The 21,872-nt window shown below is 63.3% G+C and carries 10 protein-coding genes; 2 read left to right on the top strand and 8 right to left on the bottom strand.

Annotated features, from left to right (window positions below; all coding sequences use genetic code 11):
* Nucleotides 1–159 precede the first annotated feature (159 nt).
* Together ABIC03_RS30940 and ABIC03_RS30935 are read right to left on the bottom strand one after the other, a co-directional pair.
* Nucleotides 160–2,391, bottom strand: coding sequence for a CHASE2 domain-containing protein (locus ABIC03_RS30940; RefSeq protein WP_354063687.1), 2,232 nt, complete (start codon nucleotides 2,389–2,391; stop codon nucleotides 160–162).
* A 145-nt stretch (nucleotides 2,392–2,536) separates the two neighbouring features.
* Nucleotides 2,537–12,130 carry a VCBS domain-containing protein gene (locus ABIC03_RS30935; RefSeq protein ID WP_354063685.1) on the bottom strand — a complete coding sequence of 3,198 codons (9,594 nt, stop codon included), beginning with the start codon at nucleotides 12,128–12,130 and terminating at the stop codon, nucleotides 2,537–2,539.
* A 620-nt stretch (nucleotides 12,131–12,750) separates the two neighbouring features.
* Here ABIC03_RS30935 and ABIC03_RS30930 point away from each other — a divergent pair.
* Together ABIC03_RS30930 and ABIC03_RS30925 are read left to right on the top strand one after the other, a co-directional pair.
* On the top strand, nucleotides 12,751–13,482 hold the full coding sequence (locus ABIC03_RS30930; protein ID WP_354063683.1) for a transglutaminase-like cysteine peptidase: 732 nt from the start codon (nucleotides 12,751–12,753) through the stop codon (nucleotides 13,480–13,482).
* Nucleotides 13,483–13,696: 214 nt separating this feature from the next.
* On the top strand, nucleotides 13,697–14,821 hold the full coding sequence (locus ABIC03_RS30925) for a lysozyme inhibitor LprI family protein (RefSeq protein WP_354063681.1): 1,125 nt from the start codon (nucleotides 13,697–13,699) through the stop codon (nucleotides 14,819–14,821).
* Between the two features lie 160 nt (nucleotides 14,822–14,981).
* Here the strand turns inward: ABIC03_RS30925 and ABIC03_RS30920 are convergent, their stop codons facing one another.
* From ABIC03_RS30920 to ABIC03_RS30895, 6 genes are all read right to left on the bottom strand, one after another.
* Complete coding sequence (locus ABIC03_RS30920) at nucleotides 14,982–16,181, bottom strand: ABC transporter substrate-binding protein (protein WP_354063679.1); 1,200 nt, start codon at nucleotides 16,179–16,181, stop codon at nucleotides 14,982–14,984.
* Between the two features lie 78 nt (nucleotides 16,182–16,259).
* The gene (locus tag ABIC03_RS30915; RefSeq protein ID WP_354063677.1) at nucleotides 16,260–18,098 is read right to left on the bottom strand and encodes an AMP-dependent synthetase/ligase; all 1,839 of its coding nucleotides are present in this window, start codon (nucleotides 18,096–18,098) and stop codon (nucleotides 16,260–16,262) included.
* Between the two features lie 131 nt (nucleotides 18,099–18,229).
* Complete coding sequence (locus tag ABIC03_RS30910; protein WP_354063710.1) at nucleotides 18,230–19,018, bottom strand: ABC transporter ATP-binding protein; 789 nt, start codon at nucleotides 19,016–19,018, stop codon at nucleotides 18,230–18,232.
* Nucleotides 19,019–19,022: 4 nt separating this feature from the next.
* A complete protein-coding gene (locus tag ABIC03_RS30905) occupies nucleotides 19,023–19,781 on the bottom strand; it encodes an ABC transporter ATP-binding protein (protein ID WP_275170769.1) in 759 nt (252 codons plus the stop codon).
* The gene (locus ABIC03_RS30900) at nucleotides 19,778–20,929 is read right to left on the bottom strand and encodes a branched-chain amino acid ABC transporter permease (RefSeq protein ID WP_275170767.1); all 1,152 of its coding nucleotides are present in this window, start codon (nucleotides 20,927–20,929) and stop codon (nucleotides 19,778–19,780) included. Before ABIC03_RS30900 ends, ABIC03_RS30905 begins: the two co-directional genes overlap by 4 nt.
* Nucleotides 20,930–20,933: 4 nt before the next feature.
* Entirely contained in the window at nucleotides 20,934–21,809 is an 876-nt protein-coding gene (locus tag ABIC03_RS30895) for a branched-chain amino acid ABC transporter permease (RefSeq protein WP_007605146.1), read from the bottom strand.
* Nucleotides 21,810–21,872 lie beyond the last annotated feature (63 nt).

Raw genomic sequence — 21,872 nt, 5'->3', positions numbered from 1 at the left:
ACTCCCCCCCACCCCCCGACACCCACACACAACCCCCACCCCCCCCCCCCCCCCCCCGCCCCGCCCCCCCCCCCCCGCCCCCCCCCCGCCCCCGCCGCCCCCCCCCCCCCCCCCCCCCCCCCCCCCCCACGGAGGGTTTAGCAATTAGCAAACGCCCCCTCACTTCGTCAGCAGCGCATAGGCTCCGGTCCAACCCTCCGGCGGCGGATTGACCTGGAATTCCTTGATGCGCACTTCATAGAGCTTGAACAGCTTTTCCAGCGTGTCGGCATCCTCGCTCCTGCGCCCGCGTTCGATCGCGTCCAGCGCGCCCTGCCAGTCGCGGCTGCGATAGCAGGCGAGCATTTCGATGGTGACGTTGCGCAGGCGCTGGAAAGCGCCGGAATGCATCACGTCCGCGCGGCCGGCGATGGCGTAGATCACTTCCGGCTCGGTCTTGCCCTTGACCATGATGAAGTCGAGTTCGAGGATCGCGAACTTGTCCTTGGCGGCGAGCGCGGTCCTCGAGCCGACGATAATGGGAAAGCCGTACTCCTTCGACTGGCCTTCCAGGCGCGAGGCCAGGTTCACGCTGTCGCCGAGCACCGAATAGTTCTTCTTCAGGTCGGAGCCCATGTTGCCGACGACGCCGATGCCGGTGTTGAGACCGATACCGACATTGAGCGGGATGTAGACGTGGCCGCCATCAATGGCTTCCTGCTCGCGGTCCTTGTTCACCGCGTCGATCTTCTCCAACATCTGGATCGCCGCTTCACAGGCGTTGACCTCGTGCTCGGCATCGTCGAGCGGCGCGTTCCAGAACGCCATGATGGCGTCGCCCATATATTTGTCGATATAGCCCTTCTGATCGATGATCACGTCGGTCAGCGGGGTCAGGAAGCGGTTCATCAGCGCGATCAGGCCCTGCGGATCGTGCTTGTAGGTTTCCGATATGGTGGTGAAGCCGCGCACGTCGGAGAACATGATCGTCATCTCGCGCTCCTCGCCGCCGAGCACCAGCTTTTCCGGCGACTGCGCGAGCTGCTCGACCAGCACCGGCGACATGTACTGCGCGAACATGCCGCGGATCTGCACGCGCTGCCGCTGCTCGCGCACGAAGCTGGCAAAGATCAGCGTCAGATAGATCGCCGTGGTCGAGAGCAGAGGATAAGTGAAGTCGATCAGATAGCGGTGCTGCGCATAGAAGAACCAGGACACTCCGATCAGGATCGCGGCGAAGGTCGCGCCGGCAAGCACGAGGCGGACCGGTCCGAGGTTCGGCGTGAAGATGATGACGAGCAAGCCGATGACGAGCGCGGCGAGCAGCTCGACGCCGAGCGCATAATTCGGCTGGGAGATCACCGCGCCGCTCAGCACACTCTCCAGCACCTGGGCGTGGATCTCGACGCCTGGCATGGTCGAGGACACCGGCGTGGTCTTGATGTCGTTGAGCCCGACCGCGGAGGTGCCGACCAGCACCAGCTTGCCGGCGATCTTGTTCGGCGCAACGGTGTTGTCGAGCACGTCGGCCGCCGAGACGTAGATCGAGGGATCCTGCCGCGCATAATGCACCCAGAGCTGACCGTTCCTGTCGGTTGGGATCTCCGCGCCCTTGAGACGCACGGCCCGCACGCCGGTCTTGTCGGTCCGAACCAGCAGCGTTGGCGTGCCCGTGACGACGCGCAAAATCTCGAGGCTGAGCGAGGGCATGACCATGCCTTGGGCGCGCATGATCATCGGCACGCGCCGGATCAGGCCGTCGCGCTCGGTCTTTATCGAGAACAGACCGCGGCCGGCCGCGACCTTCTCGATCTCGGGCACGTTGCGCAACAGCCCGGGAAACTCGAACAGGAAGCGCTCAGCACCCTCTTCGCCGACCGTTGCGACGCCAGTAAAGGGCAGCGACTTGTCGACCTCGGACGAAATCGCCCGCTGCCCGGTCTCGCCCAAGATCACGCGCGAGCGCTTGATCGCTTCGGAGAGTATCTGGTCGTTGCTCGGCAGCTCGCGCAGCTTGGCGCGGGTGGCGTCGTCCAGGTAGCGCATCTGGCTCGCGACCAGATCCGGATTGAGCCGGTCGGCCTCCGAGAACACGATGTCGAAGCCGATCGCCACCGCGCCGTGACTGGTGAGATTCTGGATCAGGTCGGCGATCCGCGTCCGTGGCCACGGCCACTGGCCGAGCTTGGCGAGGCTCTTGTCGTCGATGTCGACGATGGTGACCGGCCGCGCCGTCTTGTGACGAGGATCGATCAGCTGAAACATGTCGAAGGTGCGCAGCCGCAGTTCCTGGATCGGCGGCGGATCCCAGAGGCGAGCGCCGGCAAATACGACCAGCAGCGCAAGGCACATCAGCCGCGCAAACCCCAACTTGCGCGCAAACCACCGCCGCAGGATCTTGAGACGTTTCATTTCAGTAGGACTTCCTGCCTCGCATCATGCCGTGCGCCGATCATGGAGCGCCGGCCCGCGATTGGCCATTCCTGAATGCTGAGGATTATGGATTTTTTGCCGCGGTCAAGCCGGGCGCCCGCCTCAGGCAAGACCCGGTCGAAGATCAGGTGATGTGGAAGATGAAATCGCTGCCCTTGAGGTTGGCGGCAATCACGCTCTTCAGCAGCAGCGACTCGTGCTCGGTGATCAGCGCCCCCTCCAGGGGGTTAACCTGCTGCTGCCAGGTGACCAGCGTGTCGTCGGAGTCCTGCTGCTGGATGATGGTGAGATTGTTGACGGAGCTGACACCCGAAAACTGCCGCAGGTCGATCTTGTCGAGGCCCTCGGTGAAGTCCGTGATGGTGTGCGAGAAGTCGGTGACGGGTTGCCCGTTCTCGTCGTACAGCACGCCCGGTGCGAACACGAACTGATCCTTGGCGTCGCCGCCGGTCAGCGTGTCGTTCGTATCGGTGCCGAAGATGACGTCCTTGCCGCTGGTGCCTTGCAGGCTGACGCCCTGGCTGGTGTCGCCGGCCTCGTTGAAGATGAAGTGGACGGTGTCGAACAGGCCCGTGGTCTTGTCCGTCACCGTCAGTGTGATCTGGTCGGTCGCGGGCGGGGTGGCTCCTGGAATGTAGGTGACCCCATCGGCGAGGGCGGAGTTGATATCGTCGAGGTTGCCGCAAGCCGCCCCCGGATCGACACTGCTGTCCGGGTCATGCCCGGTTACGGCCGTCATCTTGAAGTCGTCCGTCGCGGCACCGGAATCGGTGTCGACGACCGAGAGACCGGTGATGGAGTCGGTGTTCAGCTCGTTGCTGTGCGAGACCTGGAAGTGATCGGTGTTGATGACCGGGCCATTGTCGGGAGGCGCCGTCACTTCGGTATCGATAGTGGTGAGGTCGTGCGAGACAGGCGTCGTGCCGCCGGTGCCCGTCGCCGTGAGATCGATCGTCGCGGGCGACGAGGAATCGGTGATTGCACCGATATAGGTGTCGTCGAGGGCATGCACGCCCAACGCATCCGGCGTCCCGGTGAAGCCATCGGCTGGCACGAACCTGATCAGCGTATCCGTGCTCAGCACCAGTGCGCTCGTGTCGCTGACCAAACCGATGTCGACCCATTGATCGGTGCCGTGGAGCTCGTACTGCCAGACGCCCTGCGCAGCAGAGGCCGTGTCCGACGTCACCGCGACCGCGGTGAAGCTTGCACCGGTGTCGACGTCGTGGAATTTGTCCGTGAACAGGCTGACGATCGTAGCTCCGCCCGGATTGCTCTCGTTGCCCGTAACCGAGGCCAGCGTCGTGCTGTCGAGCGTCGGCGCGTCGTTGGTGCCGTTTATGTTAATGGTGACGACGCCGTTGCCGGTGCCGGTCGCCGTGTGCCCGTCGCTCGGCACGATCGTGTATTGCAGCGAGAGTGTCTGGCCGGCCGCGAGGAAGTCGAAGGCATGGCTGCCCGAATTGAATTCCCACGTGAACTGGGCGTGGTTGGCCGTGCCATTCAGGATTTCGCCAGAGGGCACGGTGAAATAGTTCAGCAGGTCCGAGGCCCACAACCCTTCGAACCCGTCCGCCTTTAGATCGCCCTGGAGATAAACGTCGACATGGTCATTGCGCGCGACGCTGACGTGATCGGCGGTGTCGAGATCGGACAGCGTCAGCGTGCCGGTCTTGTCCAGCCCCGCATCGGTCTCGCTCACGGTGGCGACGGCGCTGTCGCCGCTTGCGGCCGTGATCACCGGCGCGTCGTTGGCGCCTGTTACGTTCACCTCGAACGTCGCCGTGCCGACGGCGCCTTGCGCGTCCGTGGTCTTCACCGTGAACGTATCGATATGATTGCCTTCCGAAAGCGCGTTGATCGAAGCCGCGTCGGGAACGTAGGTGTAGGTGCCGTTTTCGTTGACCGTCAGCGAGCCGTACAGGCCAGCCGTCGTCCCGTGACTATCCGCGTTCAGAACGGCATAGGTCAGCCCCGCCGTCTCGCCATGGTCGGCGTCGGTTCCGACCAACGTTCCCGTGATGTCCGAGAAGCTGTCGGCGATCGCCGTATCGACGAGCGGATCCGTGGTGACCGCGGCCAGGGTCGGTGCGTCGTTCTTGCCGGTGACCGTGATCGTGACGTCGGTTGTGGCGGTCTCGCCGTAATCGTCCGTGATTGTGATGGTGGAAACGACCTTCGCGGTCTGGTCCTTGGCGAGGAAGTCCAGCGCTCCGTCGGCGATCGAATAGCTCCAGGTGACGGTGCCATTGTTCAGCCCGGCCTGCGGCAGAAGCGTCAGTCCGCTCTTGAGCGCCGCGATCTCGTCAAGCGTGAGCGACGAGGTGAGATTAGTGCTGTGATCGGCGCCAAGCGAGGTCACGACTTGGCCGGTGATCTGTGCCGTCGGAAGGTCGGTCAGGTCGATGTCGGTGAAGTCGATCGCGCCGGTCGCGGACGTTGACGTATCGGACGTGGCGAAGTCGCCGGTGGCATCCGCCTGCTCGGACACGCCCCCCGCCAGCACGCCGCCGGCGGTGAAGGCCGGCGCGTGGTCATCGGTCATCGTGATCAGCGTGTGGCCGGTGCCGTCGTCACTCCCGGCGAAATGGGCATTGCTGTAGTCGGCGCCGGCCAGGTCCAGGCTGATGTGATTGCCGTCCGCATCGGTTACCGTCAGCACGCCGCCGGTCGCAGGATTGGAATTGGCGACATAGACCGCGCTGGTGCCGAGCCCATATTTGATGGTCGACAGGTCGATTGTGTCGTTCGCGGACAACGCCGCGATCGATCCGCCGAAGGTCGACGCATCGATCTGAAGATGGGCGCCGTCGCCGTCGAGCGTGATCGTTTGCGTGGCCGTCACCGTGCCCTCGAGCTTCAGCCACGCGCCGACATCGACGGTGACCGAGCCGGCACCGGACAGCGAGCCGAACAGCGTCAGCGCCCCATTATGGACCTCGATGCTGCCGGCATTGGCGATGGTGCCCGTGATCGACGCCGTGCCCCAGCTGTCGATGGTCGCGCAATTCTCGACGCTCAGCCCGGTCCCTGAGATCGACGCGCCATGCAGATCGATGGCGCCGTGGTTGACGATGGACGACGCATTGCCGAAGACGCCCGTGCCGGCGACGGTCCAGGTGCCGCCCAGCTCATTGTTGAACGTCGCGGTGGCGACCGAGATATTGCCGTTGATGTGACCGGCATTGTTAATCGTGATGGCGCCGCCGGTCTCGACGATGGCGTAGGTCGCGGCGGTCACGGTCGAGGCGACGGCGGACCCGATCGTTCCGCTGGCAGAATTGTCGATCTGCGCGATGCCGGTCGCGTTCTCCTGGATGAAGATCGCCGCATGGGCGCTCGGGGCCACGATCGATCCGGTATTGATGATATGGGTCGAGCCGGTCGCACCGACTTCGTTCTGCGTCACGCTGATGCCGGCGAGGCTCGTGCTGGTGATAGCACCGTGATTGACGATGGTGACGTCGCCGCTGCCGTTGGCGATGGCAGACACGCCGACCGCGCCGGTAGCGGAGCCATTATTGGTGACGCTGACGTCGCCGCCACCGTGATCGAAGGCGCCGATCGCCGTACCCGCGGCGGCAATCGAGGATGTCGCGCCGGTCGTGACCGTGATGTTGCCGGCGGCCCAGGTGAATGCCTCGATGCCATAGCCCGCATCGGCGATAATCGTTGCATCGCTCGTGACGGTGACGTCGCCCTTGACCGCGCTTGAGAACACGCCGGTGCCGCCCGGCTTATAGCCGGCGATGATCCCGCCCGGAATGGTGCCGTCGTTGTTCGAGGTCGAGCCGGAGTGGATCGTGCCATGCGCCTCGACGGAGATCGTGCTCCCGATCCCGGCAGCGACCGCAGTGGCGTAGTTGACCGCCACGATACCGGTGCTGCCAGACGTGATACTGTCGCCGTTCGCCATGGTGACGCTGATGTCGCCCGCATCGATGCTGTAGGCCCTGATGCCGTAGCTCGTCGCACCCGAGATCGTGACATTCTGGCCGAGCACGACCGTCACGTCGCCGATGCCGCCGCTCAATGCCGCGGCGTTGATGCCGACGCTCTCGGAACCCGACACAGAGATCGTCGTCCCGGCAAAGCTGATCACCGTGACGTCGCCGTTCCCGTAATTATAGGCGTTGATGCCGTGACCGGCCAACGCGGTGATGTTGGCATGGTTGTTGACAACGACCGTGCCGTTGACCGCGGTGTTGGCGTTAGTGCCATTGGTGGCACCGGTGTAGCCGGCCTCGATGCCGCCTGGCGGATTGCCGCCGAGATTCAGGCTGCTGCCGGAATTGATCGTGCCGTAGGCATTGACGGTGATGGTGCTGGCGGATGCCGCGCCGAGCACGTTTGATCGGTTGACGGCGACGATCCCGGAACTGCCCGAGGTGACGACGCTGCCGACCTTGGTCGTGACGGTCTGGTCACCGGCGCCGTAACTGCGCGACCGGATACCATAGATCGAGCTGCCGGTGATCACGCCGCCGGCGTTGATCGTGATGTCGCCGCCGCCCTGCGTAACCGCGTCGATGCCGTATGCGCCACCAACAGCGCCGCCGAGCTGGGTGATCGAAATGCCGCCGGCGCTGGCGCTGTTCAAATTCTCGACAAGAACGCCGACCGAATTCGCGCCGGTGCCGGTCGCCTTGCCGGTGAGATTGTTGACGGTGATATCGCCCGCGCCGGTCGCGCTGTCGCGCAGCCACATGCCGTGGCCGGCGAGGCCCTTGATGTCGCCGGTCGCCGTGAACGAGATATCGCCGGTACCGTTCTGGGTGACCGCGACGCCGTTGGCCGCGCCAGTCAGTGCGCCGGTGGGCGTGAGAACGATGTCGGCGGGCGTTGCCGATGTGCCGCCCGATGCAGTGAAGTCGAGTGCATCGCCGCTCGCTGTCGTGATATCGGCCGCGCCCTTGATCGTGAACGTGCCGGCTTTCGTCGACTGACCGGCAATGGTGCCGGTGAAGCTCTGGCCCGCCACCTTGTCGAGTTGCAGCGTGTCGACGCCACCGGCGAAGGCAATGGTCTGCGCCGTCGCCCCCGCGAGCTCAAGCGTCGCACCATCGTCGATGATCACCGAGCCGACACCACTGAGGCCACCGGCGAGGTTGAGCGTGCCGGTCTGGACTTCGATAGCGCCGGTGTTGGTGACGCCAGCCGTGATCGTATTGAGGCCGGAGACGCTGTAGAGGTTACCCAAATTGCTCAGGCTGCCGCCGTTGATCGAGACATCCGACAGATAAAGCTTCGATGTGCCGTCGACCGCGATCGTTGCGCCGGTGTTGGTGACTGTGGCGGTCGTCAGCTTCAACGCGCCGCCGGTCACCGCCTCGATCAGGCCGTGATTGGTGATGGCGTGGAGAATGCCGGGATCGATCGTCAGCGCGCCGCTGGTGACGGAGATCGTGCCGCTGTTGGTGACATCCGCGCTGTCGACAACGCTCGTGCCGGTCGATTCCAGCGTGCCCGCGATCGTCACCGTACCGCCGTCGATGGTCGCGCCCGACAGGGTCAGGTTTTTGCTCGCATCTACCTTGACGGTGCCACCATTGCTGATCGTGGCTCCCGCAACTGTCGTATCGTCGAGCGTCAGCGTGACGCCGCTCCCGACCGTCACAGCGCCCTGGTTCAGCGTGGCATTGCCGCCGATCTTGCTGTCGCCCGTGACGTCGATCGTACCGCTGTGGTTATTGATGGTGCCGCCTGATACCTCGGTGCCAGACAGCGTCAGCGTCTGGCCGGCGTCGATCTTGACGATGTGGCCGGTGTTGGTGAGGACGTCGTTGAGCAGCGTCGCGGCACCCGCGATCTCGAGCATGCCGTTGTTGGTGATCGCGCCCTTGGATGCCGTCGAGGCACCCTTGATCGTGGCGCCGTCCTTGAGTTTGACGGTGTTATCGAGCGCAATACTGGACTTGTCAGTGATGACCGTGCCGGAGACGGTGACGCCATCCAGAGTCAACTCGGCGTCGGCGGTGACGGCGGCGACGCTGAGGATAGCTCCCCCGTCGATTTTGCTGGCGCCGGTAACATCGATCGTGCCGCCGCCCTTGACGGCACCGCCGCTGATCGTGGCGTCGTCCAGCCTCAGTGCGGCATTGCCATCGACGATGAGGTTGCCGCCGGAATTATCGACTGTCGAGCCCTGATCGATCGTCAAGGCGCCATTGGCAAGCACCTCGATCGTGCCGGTATTGGTGATAGTCTCGCCGTCCAGCGCATTGCCGGTGCCACTGACCTTGAAAGCCGCATTGTTGTTCAGGGTGCCGCCACTCAGCACCGCAGCGCCGGTGAGGTCGATCTCGCCATTGCCGGTGACAGTCCCGGCACCGTTGATCGTGGCCCCGTTCACCGTCAGCTTGCCGTTGGCATCGACCGTGATGTTGCCGGTGTTGGCAACGGTCGAACTCTGGTCGATCGTCAGCGCGCCGTTTGCCAGCACTTCGATCGTGCCAGTGGTCGCATTCGTGATCGTCTCGTGGTGGAGCGCGTTGCCGGTGCCGCTGACCTTGAACACTGCATTGTTGTTCAGGATGCCGCCGCTCAGCACCGCAGCGCCAGTCAGGTCGATCTCGCCGTTGCCGGTGACGGTCCCAGCACCGCTGATGGTGGCGCCGTTGACCGTCAGCTTGCCGCTGGCATCGACCGTGACGTTGCCGGCATTCGCGACGGTCGAACCCTGGTCGATCGTCAGCGCGCCGTTCGCCAGCACTTCGATCGTGCCGGTCGTCGCATTCGTGATGGTCTCATGGTCCAGCGCGTTGCCGGTGCCGCTGACCTTGAAGGCCGCATTGTTGTTCAGAGTGCCGCCACTCAGCACCGCAGCGCCGGTGAGATCAATCTCGCCGTTATCGGTGACCGTGCCGCCGCCGCTGATCGTGGCCCCGTTCACCGTCAGCTTGCCGGTCGCATCGACCGTGACGTTGCCGCTGTTGGCGACTGTCGAGCCCTGGTCGATCGTCAGCCAGCCATTCGCCAGCACCTTGATCGTGCCGCCGGAGGCGTTGGAGACGGTCTCGTGGGCGAACTCCGCTGTGCCCTTGACGTTGACTGCCCCTGAATTGTTCAGCGTGCCGTTCTCGATCAGGCTGGTGCCGTCGAGCTCCAGCGTGCCGAGAATCGTCACGGTGCCACCGTCGACCGTCGCGCTGTCGACAATCAGCGTCGTGCCGGCATCGGCCTTCAGCGTGCCGCCGGCATTGTGGATCGTGGCGAGCGTCGTCAGCGTGCCGCCGAACAGCTCGATCGTGCCGGAATTGGTTATCGTGGTACCGCTGGCGAAATCGCCGCCGCCCTTGAGCGTCAGATAGCCGGCATTGGCGAGGACGCTACTGTCCAGGAACTCGGCCTTGCCACCAACCGAGATCGTACTTGCCGTGAAATTTGTGAGCTTCGAATCGGCCTTGAGGCTGACCTCGCCCGCAATCGTCAACGCACTCTTGTTGATGACTTCCGGCGCCGTGTGGCCGACCGTGGTGTCGTAGTCGTTCATCGTGATCGACTTGGCGTAGGCCGCGGTGTCGATCGTCACCGGATAGGACGGCGTCAGCCCGTGCAACTGATCGGTGATGACGATGACGTCGTCATTGATGGTCGGGACCGTGCCGGTCGCCCAGTTCGCGGCGTCCTTCCAGAAGCCGCCGGAGGGAGCGCCGGGCTTGTCGGTCGCGATCCACACCACGGCGGGAGCATCGGTGCCGGTGATCGTAACGGTGATGGTCTGCTGCGAGGTGGCGCCTTGCGCGTCCCTGAGCGTCACGGTGTAGACCAGCGTCAGCACCTCACCCTTGGGGATGAAGTCGGCGAGATAGACCGGCAGGTCAGCCAGCGACCAGTTGATGGTGCCGGTACCGTCCCCGGTGCTGTCGGCGCCCGCCGCGATCGCGACTGACATCGCGCTCTGGAACGCCGCGAGCGGCCCCGGCGGAACGGTGCCATCCGGCAGGGTCGCGCTGGTCAACGCCACCGACACCGTATGCTTGTCGGTGAGATCGACGTCGTCGAAGCTCAGCGTGCCCGTCGTCGGAACATCGCTGGTGAGCGGGCCACCCGGCACGCTGGTGCCGCCTTCGAAGATGATGACCGGAACGCTGGTGGTGATCACCGGCTTGTCGTTGGTGCCCGTGATCGTGATGGTGATGTCGATGAACGACGTTTCGGGATTGACCGAGAAATTATTGTTGACACGGACCTTGTAGGTCAGCGTCAAAGTTTCGCCCGCCGCGAGGAAGTCGAAGACGTGGTCGGGAATCGTGTAGGTCCAGACCGCCGAGCCGTTGTTGTTGTTACCGGCGGCTGCGGCGACGCTGATCTGGATCTGCGTTGCCGCGATGTCCTGCTTCTGGAGTGCAGAGAGCGCGCCGGTGACATCCTGCTGGCCGGCGTTCTTGTAGACAAAGTTCGGCGCATCGCCGAGGTCTATGCTCACCGTCGGCCGGTCGCCCAGGTTCTGGTCGACGAAGGTGATCAGGCCGGAGATCGTGTCGGAATGAGTTGTGTCGCCGGTCGTGTCCGCGCGCTCGATCAGCTCGAACGCCGTCTTCACATTGCCGTTGAGATCGAGGCTTTGACGAACAGGCGGGCCGGGAATGCGGGTGCTGGTCGACGGATCATGGCCGGACGCCGGCGATGTCGGCTCAGGGAGATGCGTGAAGGTCGCGGTCGCGGTGGCACCGGTGTCCGTCTTGATGAAGACAATGTTGCCGGTCTGCGTGATCGAGTCGGTGAAGTTCTGCGTCAGCTTGGTGTTGCTGTTGTTGTCCGTGAACTTCAGCGTGAACACGTCCGTGATCAGCTTCTGGATGTCCGGTGACATCAGGGCATTGGAGATCGAGACGTTGCCGCCGCTGATCTGGATCATCTGGCCGGCCTGGTTGACCGTCGCGATCGGCAGCAGCGTGACCTTGTCGAACAGGATGTAGGAGCCCGTCGTGCCGTTCGGCTCGACCAGCACCTGGAAGCTCGCCTGCGGCTGCGGATCGCCGCCGCCGGCGGGAACAACGAAGTTGATCTGGGTCAGCACCGCCGTGCCGCGGATGCCCATGGTGGCGACCGGCGTGTCGATCTTCATGTCGCCGTGCTTGGCGGTCTCGCCGGCGACGAAGGTGATGGTGCCGGCGATCAAGCTCAGCAGCGAGGAGTTGCTCGACCCGTTGGGGTCGTAGACCATCTCGTTCAGCACCATCCGCGCATTGGAGGACAGGCCGAACACCGTGCCGTCGATGAACGTGATGCCGAGCGTCGAGTCGCCACCGGTCGAGACCACGTCGCCCTTCTCGACGTTGTCGCCGTTGTTCAGGATGACGGAGACGCCGTTACGGACCGCGGTCGCGCTGCCGGAGAGCTTGGTGACGTGGCCGATGACCTGAGCGGCGGCAATGCCGGAAGCGGCCTGCGCATATTGCACATGACCGGTGAGTGCGTTGATGACGTCCCCGGTGAGGTGCGCACCATCGGGCGAGGCGATCGCCGCGCGCTTGTCGCCCCTGAAATAATCGTGAACGACGAAATCGTGCCCATCATGGGACAGCACGAGATCGAGACCGGCGCGCTTGAAATCGCCGTTGAAGATCAGGTTCGGGTCGGGAACCACGAATGCGCCATCAGGCACGTGGCCGTGTGCCTTCGCGGTAAAGGAATCGACATGGCCATCGGCGGGCGATCGGGAACCCAAGCCGTCCAAGGAAATCGCGGCGTCAAATTTGCCAGCGTAATTCAATCCGGGCACCAAAAAAGGAGTTAAAATCTAAGTAAGTATCGCTCGCCTAAACTTGCATATCATTACCAAGTCCTTAGCGAAACCACCTATTGCTTGTGTGATTTAGCATCACCAAGCGGTCGATGCTCTCAGGCGGCCAGGCATCCGCAGAGAAGCAAAGTAATTTTTGAAATACTCATAAGTAAAGCAGCGTTTATTTCCGCTCATTTCCAGTCACCCTATGTATTCCATTGTAGAAATCCTACAATAGATACTTTTGTCATCTTTTGTTCGTGGTACCCCGGACCACCCTGCGGCAAATACCGAGCCAAATCTGTGATCCAAGTAACAGAACTCGTGAAATAGCGGGGCCGTTAGCCATAAGGCGCAGAATCAGTTCCACGACAACTTATGCATGCAATTGGTCCCTCTTCGCGGCAACCGCCGCCCTCCTAGCCGGCGAATCGTAAAATTTTACGCTATTTGAGCAGGCCCGTTTCAGCCTGTTGCCCGGTTTTGGGATCCCAGCCGGGCGCGTTAAGCAGAACAAAACCGCCTGCCTCGCACTATCTCCCCGAAAGCAACAAAGCCCGGCACGTACAGGTCGAGGGGGACCTGGCGAAGCTGGAAGGGGATGTCAGATGGAGACCGCTGCTCGTTCGCGCGCTTGGCGCGTAATCCTTGTGCTGTGCGGATTGATCCTGCTCGGATCGGCCGCCGAGCTTCGCGCTGGCACGCTGCTGTCGCCGGGAGCCGGCGTCCTCGTGCGCAAATCCGCCGAGCCGTTCGGCGTGTTCGCCTTCGCCATCTCCGCCGGCAGCCTGCAACAGAAATGGCTCGCGCTGAGGTCCAGGCTCGACGATGACATGGTGCAACTCGCGCTGTGCGACGGCGACCGGGACAATTGCGCCTCGCCCGCTGCGCTGAAACTGCTCGCCATCGTCGACCAGGCCCGCAGCCGTGACGGCCGCGCTCTGTTGGGCGAAACCAATCGCGCCATCAACCTCGCCATCCGTGCCGCCGATGACGGTTCTGAGGACGTCTGGAGCTCGCCGCTCGCGACTTTCGCGCGCGGCGCCGGGGATTGCGAGGACTATGCCATTGCCAAGCTCGCCGCCCTTAAGCTCGCGGGCGTCGCCACCGAAGATCTCCGCATCGTCGTGGTGCGCGACGTCAGGGCCGGCGAAGAGCATGCGGTTGTTGCCGCACGGCTCGACGGTCACTGGCTGATGCTCGACAACCGCCGCATGGCAATGGTCGAGGACGACGCTGCACGGAGCTACCAGCCGCTGTTCGTGCTCTACCGGTCGGCCGTGATGAAATATGTCGACGAACCCGTACGGTTCTCGATGATCGCCGTCGACGCGCATTGATTTTCTTGTAGCCCGGATGGAGCCACCGGGTCGGCGCACAGCGCCGCCCGATGACAGGCTCCGCGAAATCCGGGCCGCTGCCGCCTGTCGCACGAATCCCGGGTTGCGCTGCGCTCCATCCAGGCTACCAGCACAAAGTACGCTTACCCACAAAGCCATTCCACAGTGCGATCCGGGACGCTAGCATGGCCGCGGCTATGCGGGGGCGACTGGAATGCGGTTCATCGTGCTGACTGTGCTTGCGCTGCTGGCCTTGCCGGCGGCTCCAGGCTTCGCGCAATCCGGCCCGTCCGACCGCTCCGTCGCCGACAGGCTGCCGCTGTTCGCCAGGAACAACTGCCAGCAGATCCGCGATCCCGGCAATCAATTGTTCTGCGGTGATACCGAGCTTGCCGCCGCCGCCGAGAAGCTGAGCACGGGAATCGAGGCGCGGCTTGCCCGCCTGCCCGATCGCCTGCCCGGGATCGAGGAGAACGCGATCTGGATCCGCCAACGCAACCTCGGTTGCGGTATCGTCGGCCAGACCGCGATCCGCGCAGACGATTTCGACCGGGTGAAGGCATGTCTTCTCAAGGTGACCGATGAGCGCGCAGCGATCGTACGCGATCCGGATTTCGACTGTCTCGCCGCCAACACCGCTGCGGGCGCGCTGATCTGTGCGGACCCGTCGCTGGCGCTTGCCGAGACCGAGTTGAACAGCCATGTCCTCGGCCTGATCGGCAAGCTTGATCCGACCGCGGCGCGCTTTGCCTTCGCCGAATATGGCCGGTGGACGCGGGAGCGCGATCGCAGATGCGATCTGGTCGGCAAGGAGAACGTGCCGCTTGGGGAGCTCGAGTCCGCGGAGGACTGTCTCGCCGGCTATCTGAAGCACAAGGCCGACGAGATTGGCGCGGCGAAAGGCGATCCGAAGAAGGTGTTTGGCCGGCAGGTCGCAGCCCGCGCGCCCGACACCGATGCCGTCGACTTCTGCGCCGCGCGAATCCACGCGGCCAATTCCTGCGGCAACTTCCTCCGCATCAACCGCGTCTACGCGCTCGACAGCCAGGTGGGCGAGCAGGAGGCGCAAGTCACGGGCGAAATCGAGATGGCCGTTCTGGCGCCCTTCGCCACCTGCAGCAAGGTCGCCACGACGTGCACGGGCACCTGCTGGGACGCCAGAACGGGTCGTCCGCAGCCTGGCGTCGGCAACAAGGAGCGCTCCGCAGACTCCTTCAACGTCACACGCCGCCTCAGGATCCAGCGCACATTTGCGTTTGTGAAAGCCGCCGATGGCTGGCGCTGCCGGGAAGATGAACTGGCTCCGGTGAATTCAGGCACCGCGGGCGGGGGATCGTAGGGCTGTGTCCTCTCCCGCTTCCCGTTCTTATGGGGAGAGGGTTGGGGTGAGGGGCTGCTTCAGCGAATCCGGTGATAGTTAGACTCGCGGAGAGCCCCCTCACCCGGAATTTGCTGCGCATATTCCGGCCTCTCCCCGCAAGCGGGGCGAGGCGAAGAAATCAAAACATCAGATTGTCCTTCACCAGAACCCAGCGGCCGCCCTTGACCTGCTGCACCTGGGTGATGGTGCTGGCGAGGTGGTCGGTCTTGGAGAACTTCGTCGGAGGCGAGTTGAAGATGTCGACGAACTTGTCTCCGGATTCCAGCGCGTCGAGCATCTTCTGACCGGTCAGATCATTTCCCGCCTTCTGCGCATAGAAGGCGAAGGTCATGACCGCGTTGTAGCCGATGATGGCCTGAGTGTTGGCGTCCGTGCCGAACATCTTCTTGTAGGTGGCGAGCCAGTCCTTGACCTTTCCTTTGGCGGTGTCCTCGTAAGGAATCTCGAACAGAGCGGCGGCATAGAGGCCTTCCACGGCTTCCTTGCCGAGCATGGGCACCTCCATCACGTTGGTCGGCGTGGCGCCGAGGAAGGTGACGTCCCAGCCGAGCTTCTTGGCTTCCGTCATCGCGCCGATGGGCTCACGGAGCACAGCGCCGAGCACGACGAGGTCGCAGCTGTCGGACTTCATCTTGGCGATCTGCGCGCTGAAGTCGGACGCACCGCGCTTGTAGCTCGTGATCGAGGCCGGCTGGACCTTCATGGCAGTGAGCTGCTGGTTGAAGCCGTCGAGCACGTTCTTCCCGTACTCGTCATCCTGATGCATGATGCAGGGCTTCTTGAAGTTCTTCCACTCCATCATGTATTTCAGCGCCGCCCGCGTGCTCTCGACATAGGGCAGCAGATTGTTGAACTTCAGCCGCTCCTGCGGCTTGGCGGGGTCGAACTTGAACGTGAACTCCGCCGCCGTCAGCGGGAAGAGCTGAAGCACGCCGGCGTCGAGCAGGATATCCTGCGCCGCCAGGACAGTCGGCGAGCCCATTGCCCCCACCATCGCGAAGATCTTGTCGCGCTCGATCAGCTTCTGCGATGCGAGCACGGCCTTCTTCGGATCGTAGCCGCTGTCCTCGACGACAAGCCGAATCTTTCGTCCCTGGACGCCGCCGGCGGCGTTGATCTCCTCGACCGCCATCTTCATGCCGTTCGAGACTGGCACGCCCCAGCCCTTGATCGGCCCCGACAGATCCTGATGGGTGCCGATGACGATCTCGGAGGCCGAGATGCCCTCATTGGTGACCTTGGTCTGCGCCGAGGCGGGCAAACAGGTGAGCACCACCGCGCCTGCCGCAAAGCCGAACGTTCTCAACGATCTCGACATTGACGTCTCCTCTCTTGGGGCCCCTATGATGCGAAGGGTGGGGCCATCACTCCTTCGCTGTTATTCAAACAAGATTTTTCAAGCCACCGCCCGCGTCGGATACATCGCGTCGATCTCGGCGGCATAACGCTTGTTCACGAAGCCGCGCTTCAGCTTCATGGTCGGCGTCAGCTCCTCGTCCTCCGGAGTGAGCTGGCGTTCGATCAGATAGAACCTCTTGATGGTCTCGACGCGGGCGAAATTGGCATTCACCGCTTCGATCTCGCGCCAGATCAGGTCCTGGATCTCCGTCGCGCGGCACAGGCTGGCATAATTGGTGAAGGGAATGTCGTGGTCCTGCGCGAATTTCTCGACGTTCTCCTGGTCGATCATCACGAGGCAGGTGAGGTATGGCCGCTTGTCACCGATCACCACGGAATCCGAGATGTAGGGCGAGAATTTCAGCTGGTTTTCGATCTCGGACGGCGTGACGTTCTTGCCGCCGGAGGTGATGATGATATCCTTCATCCGGTCGGTGATGCGGACGAAGCCTTCATTGTCGATGGTGCCGACGTCGCCGGTATGCAGCCAGCCGCGATGGTCGATGGTCTCAGCTGTCCTCTCCGGCTGGTTCAGATAGCCCATGAACAGGAAGTCGCCCCTGATCAGGATCTCCCCGTCGGGCGACAGCGCCACTTCACCCCACGACACCGCCTTGCCGACCGAGCCGAGCTTGATCCGCTCCGCCGGCATCATGGTGGCGACACCGCAATTTTCGGTCTGGCCGTAGACCTCGTGAATGTCGATGCCGAGCGCGAGAAACCAGCGGATCAGCTCCGGTGCGATCGGCGCCGCGCCGGTGAAGGCGATGCTGCAACGGTCGAGCCCGATCATGCGGCGAATGTTGCGGAATGCGAGCCGATAAGCGATGCCGTTCGCGATACGCAACGACAGCGGCGGCGGTTTCCCTTCGATCCTGCAATCGACCATCCGATAGCCGATATCGATGGCGCGCCGGTAGACCCATCGCTGCAGCGGGGTCGCGTCCTTCAGCGCGATGGTGATGGCGGAATAGAATTTTTCCCAGATGCGCGGCACCGCAAGGAAGATGGTCGGCTGCACCTCGCGCAGGTTGTCCGGCACGGTCTCCGGACTCTCGGCAAAGTTCATCACCGAGCCGAGCGCGACCGAGATGTAATAGCCGCCGATCCGTTCGGCGACATGGCAGAGCGGCAGGAAGATGAGCCGGTCCTCATCCTCGCGCGCCGGAATGAAATCGTTGGCGTGCCGCATCTGGTGCGTGACGCTGCGATTGGCGTGCATGGCGCCCTTGGGCGGGCCCGTGGTGCCGGATGTATAGACGAGGACAGCGAGATCGCTCGCGCCGCGACTGTCGACCATCTCCTGCCACAGCGCCTCACGACCGGCCATGTGGTTGCGCCCGAGCGCACGGAACTCGTCGAGCGACATCACCATGTCGTCGGAGAAGCCGCTGAGGCCCTCCATGTCGAACACGATGACCTTTCGCAGAGACGGACAGCGCGCGCGGCAGGCCAGGATCTTGTCGAGTTGCTCCTCGTCCTCGGCGAAGATCACTTTCGTCCGGGAATCGTTGACGAGATATTCGACCTGGGATGAGGCATCGGTCGGATAGATGCCGGAAGAGACACCGCCGGCGCACAGAATGCCCATGTCGACATGGACCCATTCCGGCACGGCGTTCGCGATGATGGAAGCGACGTCGCCGGGCCTGAAGTCGATGGCGTGCAGCGCGTAGGCGACCTCCTTCGAGATCTCCAGCCATTCGCGCCAGCTGGTCGGCTGCCAGATCCCGAATTTCTTCTCGCGTATAGCCGGCCTGTCGCCCCGCGTTTCCGCGGCGCGCAAAAAGCTTTTCGCGATCGTGTCAGCGACCGTCAGCACCGCCGGTCGGGCCATGCACGTCTCCTCCTTGTCGCGTTCCCCTCCGCTGCCTGCCTTGCCGGCGGTCTATTTGGCGGATGGACTCTGGTATTTAAGGCTTCCTCTGACGCCAAATCTTAACGCCAAGTCTTCTAACGCCAAGTCTCCTAACGCCAGGTCTTCTTCTTTTTCCAGCGCCGCTCGCCTCGTGCGCCCGCTTCCTTGGCGCCAAGGTAGAATTCCTGGATGTCCTTCGAATGCATCAAGCGGTCGCAGCTGTCGTTCATCACGATCCGGCCGATCTCCAGCACATAGCCATAGTGGGCCGTCTCCAACGCCACCTTGGCGTTCTGCTCGACCAGCAGAATCGACATGCCCTGCTCCTCATTGACGCGACGAATGATGGCGAAGATCTCCTTCACCAGGATCGGCGACAGCCCGAGCGAGGGCTCGTCCAGCAGCAACAGCGTCGGCCGGTTCATCAGCGCGCGGCCGATCGCGAGCATCTGCTGCTCGCCGCCGGAGAGCTGTCCGGCCGGCTGGTTGATGCGCTCCTTCAGCCGCGGGAAATAGCCGTAGACGCGCTCCAGATCTTCCGCGATGCCGTTACGATCGTTGCGCGGATAGGCCCCCATCATCAGGTTCTCGCGCACGGAGAGGAACGGGAACACCTCGCGTCCCTCCGGCACATGGCTGAGGCCCAGCCGCACGATCCTGTCCGCCTCCATGCGCTGGATCGACTTGCCCATGAACTCGATGGCGCCCTTCTGCGGATCGAGAATGCCCGAGATCGTCTTCAGCACCGTGGTCTTGCCGGCGCCGTTGGCGCCCAGCAGCGTGACGATGCGGCCGCGCGGCACTTCGAGCGAGATGCCGCGGATCGCCATGATCGGCCCGTAATAGCTCTCGATGTTGGAGAGTTTCAGGATGATGTCTGGTGTCGCCACGGCATCCATTGCGTCAGGCTCCCAGATAGGCGGCGACAACATCGGGATGCTCTTGCACTTCGGCGGGCGAGCCCATGGCCAGCACCCGGCCGTAGTTCAGGGCAATGACGCGGTCGGAGACGCGGTTGACCAGCGCCATGTCGTGCTCGACCATGAGCACGGTGACGCCGAGCTCGCTCTTCAAGTCGCGGATCCAGAACGACATGTCGTCGGTCTCCTCCACGTTGAGGCCCGAGGACGGCTCATCGAGCAGGATCAGCTTCGGCTCCGAGCATAGTGCGCGCGCCAGCTCGATCACCTTGCGCACGCCGTAGGGCAGACCCGAGATCAGCTTGTCGCGGTAGGGCTCGAGATCGAGGAATTCGATGACCTGCTCGACCCTGCGGCGATGCACCTTCTCGTCGGCCCGTACGCCCGGCAGGAACAACAGCTCCTGCCAAAGCTGCGTTGTCGAATGCCGGTGGCGGCCGACCAACAGGTTCGACAACACCGTCGCATTCTCGAACAGCTCGATGTTCTGGAACGTGCGGGCGATGCCGAGCCTTGCGATGTCATGGGGCGGCTGCTCCGTGATGTCCTGATCCTCGAAAAAGATGCGACCCGAGGTCGGCCGGTAGATCCGCGAAATCAGGTTGAAAATCGAGCTCTTGCCGGCGCCGTTGGGCCCGATGATCGAGAGGATCTCGCCCTTTTCGACCGCGAACGACACCGCATCGACGGCCTTCAACCCGCCGAAATGCAGCGACAAGCTCTCGGCGCGAAAATAGCTCATCGGTTGCGCTCCGACTTCACGTAGATCTTCTGCCGCTTGAAGGTAGCGCGCTTGTAGAGCGGGAACAGCTGGAAGAAGAGTTTGATCTTCAGCCAGCGGCCGTAAAGCCCGAGCGGCTCGAAAAGTACGAACAATACGATGATGATGCCGTAGATCGCGCCTTTCAGGCCGTTGAGCGAGGCAAAAGCCGCAACCTTGGACTGGACGTTGGCGGCGGCTTGCGTGCCCGCTCCGAAGGTCGCTGCAATGCCGGCGATGATGCCGGGCATATCGTCCTTGAGGTAGGTCAGGAACGGATCGATCATCACAATGAAGATCGCCCCCAGCACCGCGCCGTGCAGGCTGAAGGTGCCGCCGATCAGGATCACGATGATGAACTCGATCGAGAGCTGGAGCGTGAACATCTCCGGCGAGATGAAGGAGAGCTTGTGGGCGAACAACACGCCGGCGAAGCCGGTGATCGCCGCGGAGATCGCAAAGGACTTCACCTTGTACAGCGCGACATTGACGCCCATGCTGCGCGCCGCGGTCTCGCTGTCGCGGATCGCGACGAAGGCGCGCCCGGTCGGCGAGCGCAGCAGGTTGAGCGTGCCGACGATAGTCAGCACCAGCACCGCGAGGCAGAGGAAATAGAAAGTGGGGCTGTCGCGCGAGACTGCGACCCCAAACAGCGACACCGCCTTGACCCGCATGCCCTCGTTGCCGTTGGTGACGCTCTCCCATCGCGCCAGGATCTCCTCGACGATGAAGGCGAAGGAGATGGTGGCGATGACGAGATAAATGCCTTGCAGCCGCAGCGCGGGGAAGCCGACCAGCGCACCGATCAGCCCGGTCAGGAGCCCGGCGGCGAGAAAGTAGACCGGGAACGGCACACCATATTTCTGCAAATAGGCCGCCGTATACGCACCGATCGCGAGAAACGCCGCATGCCCGAGCGAGGCCTGCCCGGTGAAACCCGTCAAGATCAGCAGCGCCACGCCGACGGTCGCGTAGATGCAGACGAAGACGAGCTGGCTCATCAGATAGCTGGAGAGCACATAGGGCGCGATCAGCAGCACGGCCAGCAGAAGACCGTATGAGACGTAATAGCCCGAATGCGGAAACAGCCGGATGTCGTCCTCGTAGTCGGTCTTGAACAGGAAGCGCATGCGTTCAGACCTTCTTGCGGACGTGAAGGCCGAACAGGCCTTCGGGCTTGAGCAAGAGCACGGCGAGCAGCACGATGTAGGGCGCGACGTCCTTCCAGCCCTCGGCCAGATAGAAGCCGGCCATGCTCTCGATGACGCCGATCAGGACGCCGCCGACGACGGCACCGGGGATCGAGCCGAAGCCGCCGAGTACGGCGGCCGGAAACGCTTTCAGCCCAAGCACCAGACCGACATTGGAATGGATGAAGGTGATCGGCGCCAGCAGCACGCCGGCGCAGGTCGCAACCGCCGCGCTGATCGCCCAGACGATCGAGACCACGCGCTTGACCGGGATGCCCATGTAATAGGCCGCCAGCATGTTCTCGGAACTGGCGCGCATCGCGGTGCCGAGCGTGGTCTTGTTGAAGAACAGCCAGAGCAACGCGCAGAGGATGACCGTCGCCGCGATCACCGAGAGCTTGTCATGGGCGAGCACCAGCGAACCGATCCGCAGCACGCCCTGACTGAATGGCGTGTCGATCTTGAAATCGTCGGTGCCCCAGATCATGCCGGAGACCGAGCGCAGGAAATAGCCGAGCCCGATGGTGGCCATGATGATGGAGAATTGCGGATAGCCGAGGATCGGCCGCACCACCACGCGCTCGGCCAGCATGCCGAACAGCGCCATCGCCGCCACCGCGCCGGCAAAGCCGACCCAGTAGTTCAGCCCCATCATGCCGATGAAGGTGAAGGCAAAGAAGCCGCCCAGCATCATCAAATCGCCCTGGGCGAAATTGACGACCTCGGTGGCCTTGTAGACGAGTACGAAGCCGAGCGCGATCAGGCCGTAGACGCAGCCGAGCGCAACACCGCTGACCAGCTGCTGAACGAAATCCAGCATCGTCGCGCATCCTCCCGATACAACCGGCGGTTCTTCCAGACCGCCTTGCCGCATCTTGTGTTC

Origin of the sequence: Bradyrhizobium sp. RT6a (assembly GCF_040547675.1) — a bacterium.
In the GTDB taxonomy this organism is placed as follows: Bacteria; Pseudomonadota; Alphaproteobacteria; order Rhizobiales; family Xanthobacteraceae; genus Bradyrhizobium.
The sequence above is the reverse complement of the archived record's forward strand: the minus strand, read 5'-3'. Positions and strand labels throughout refer to the sequence as shown.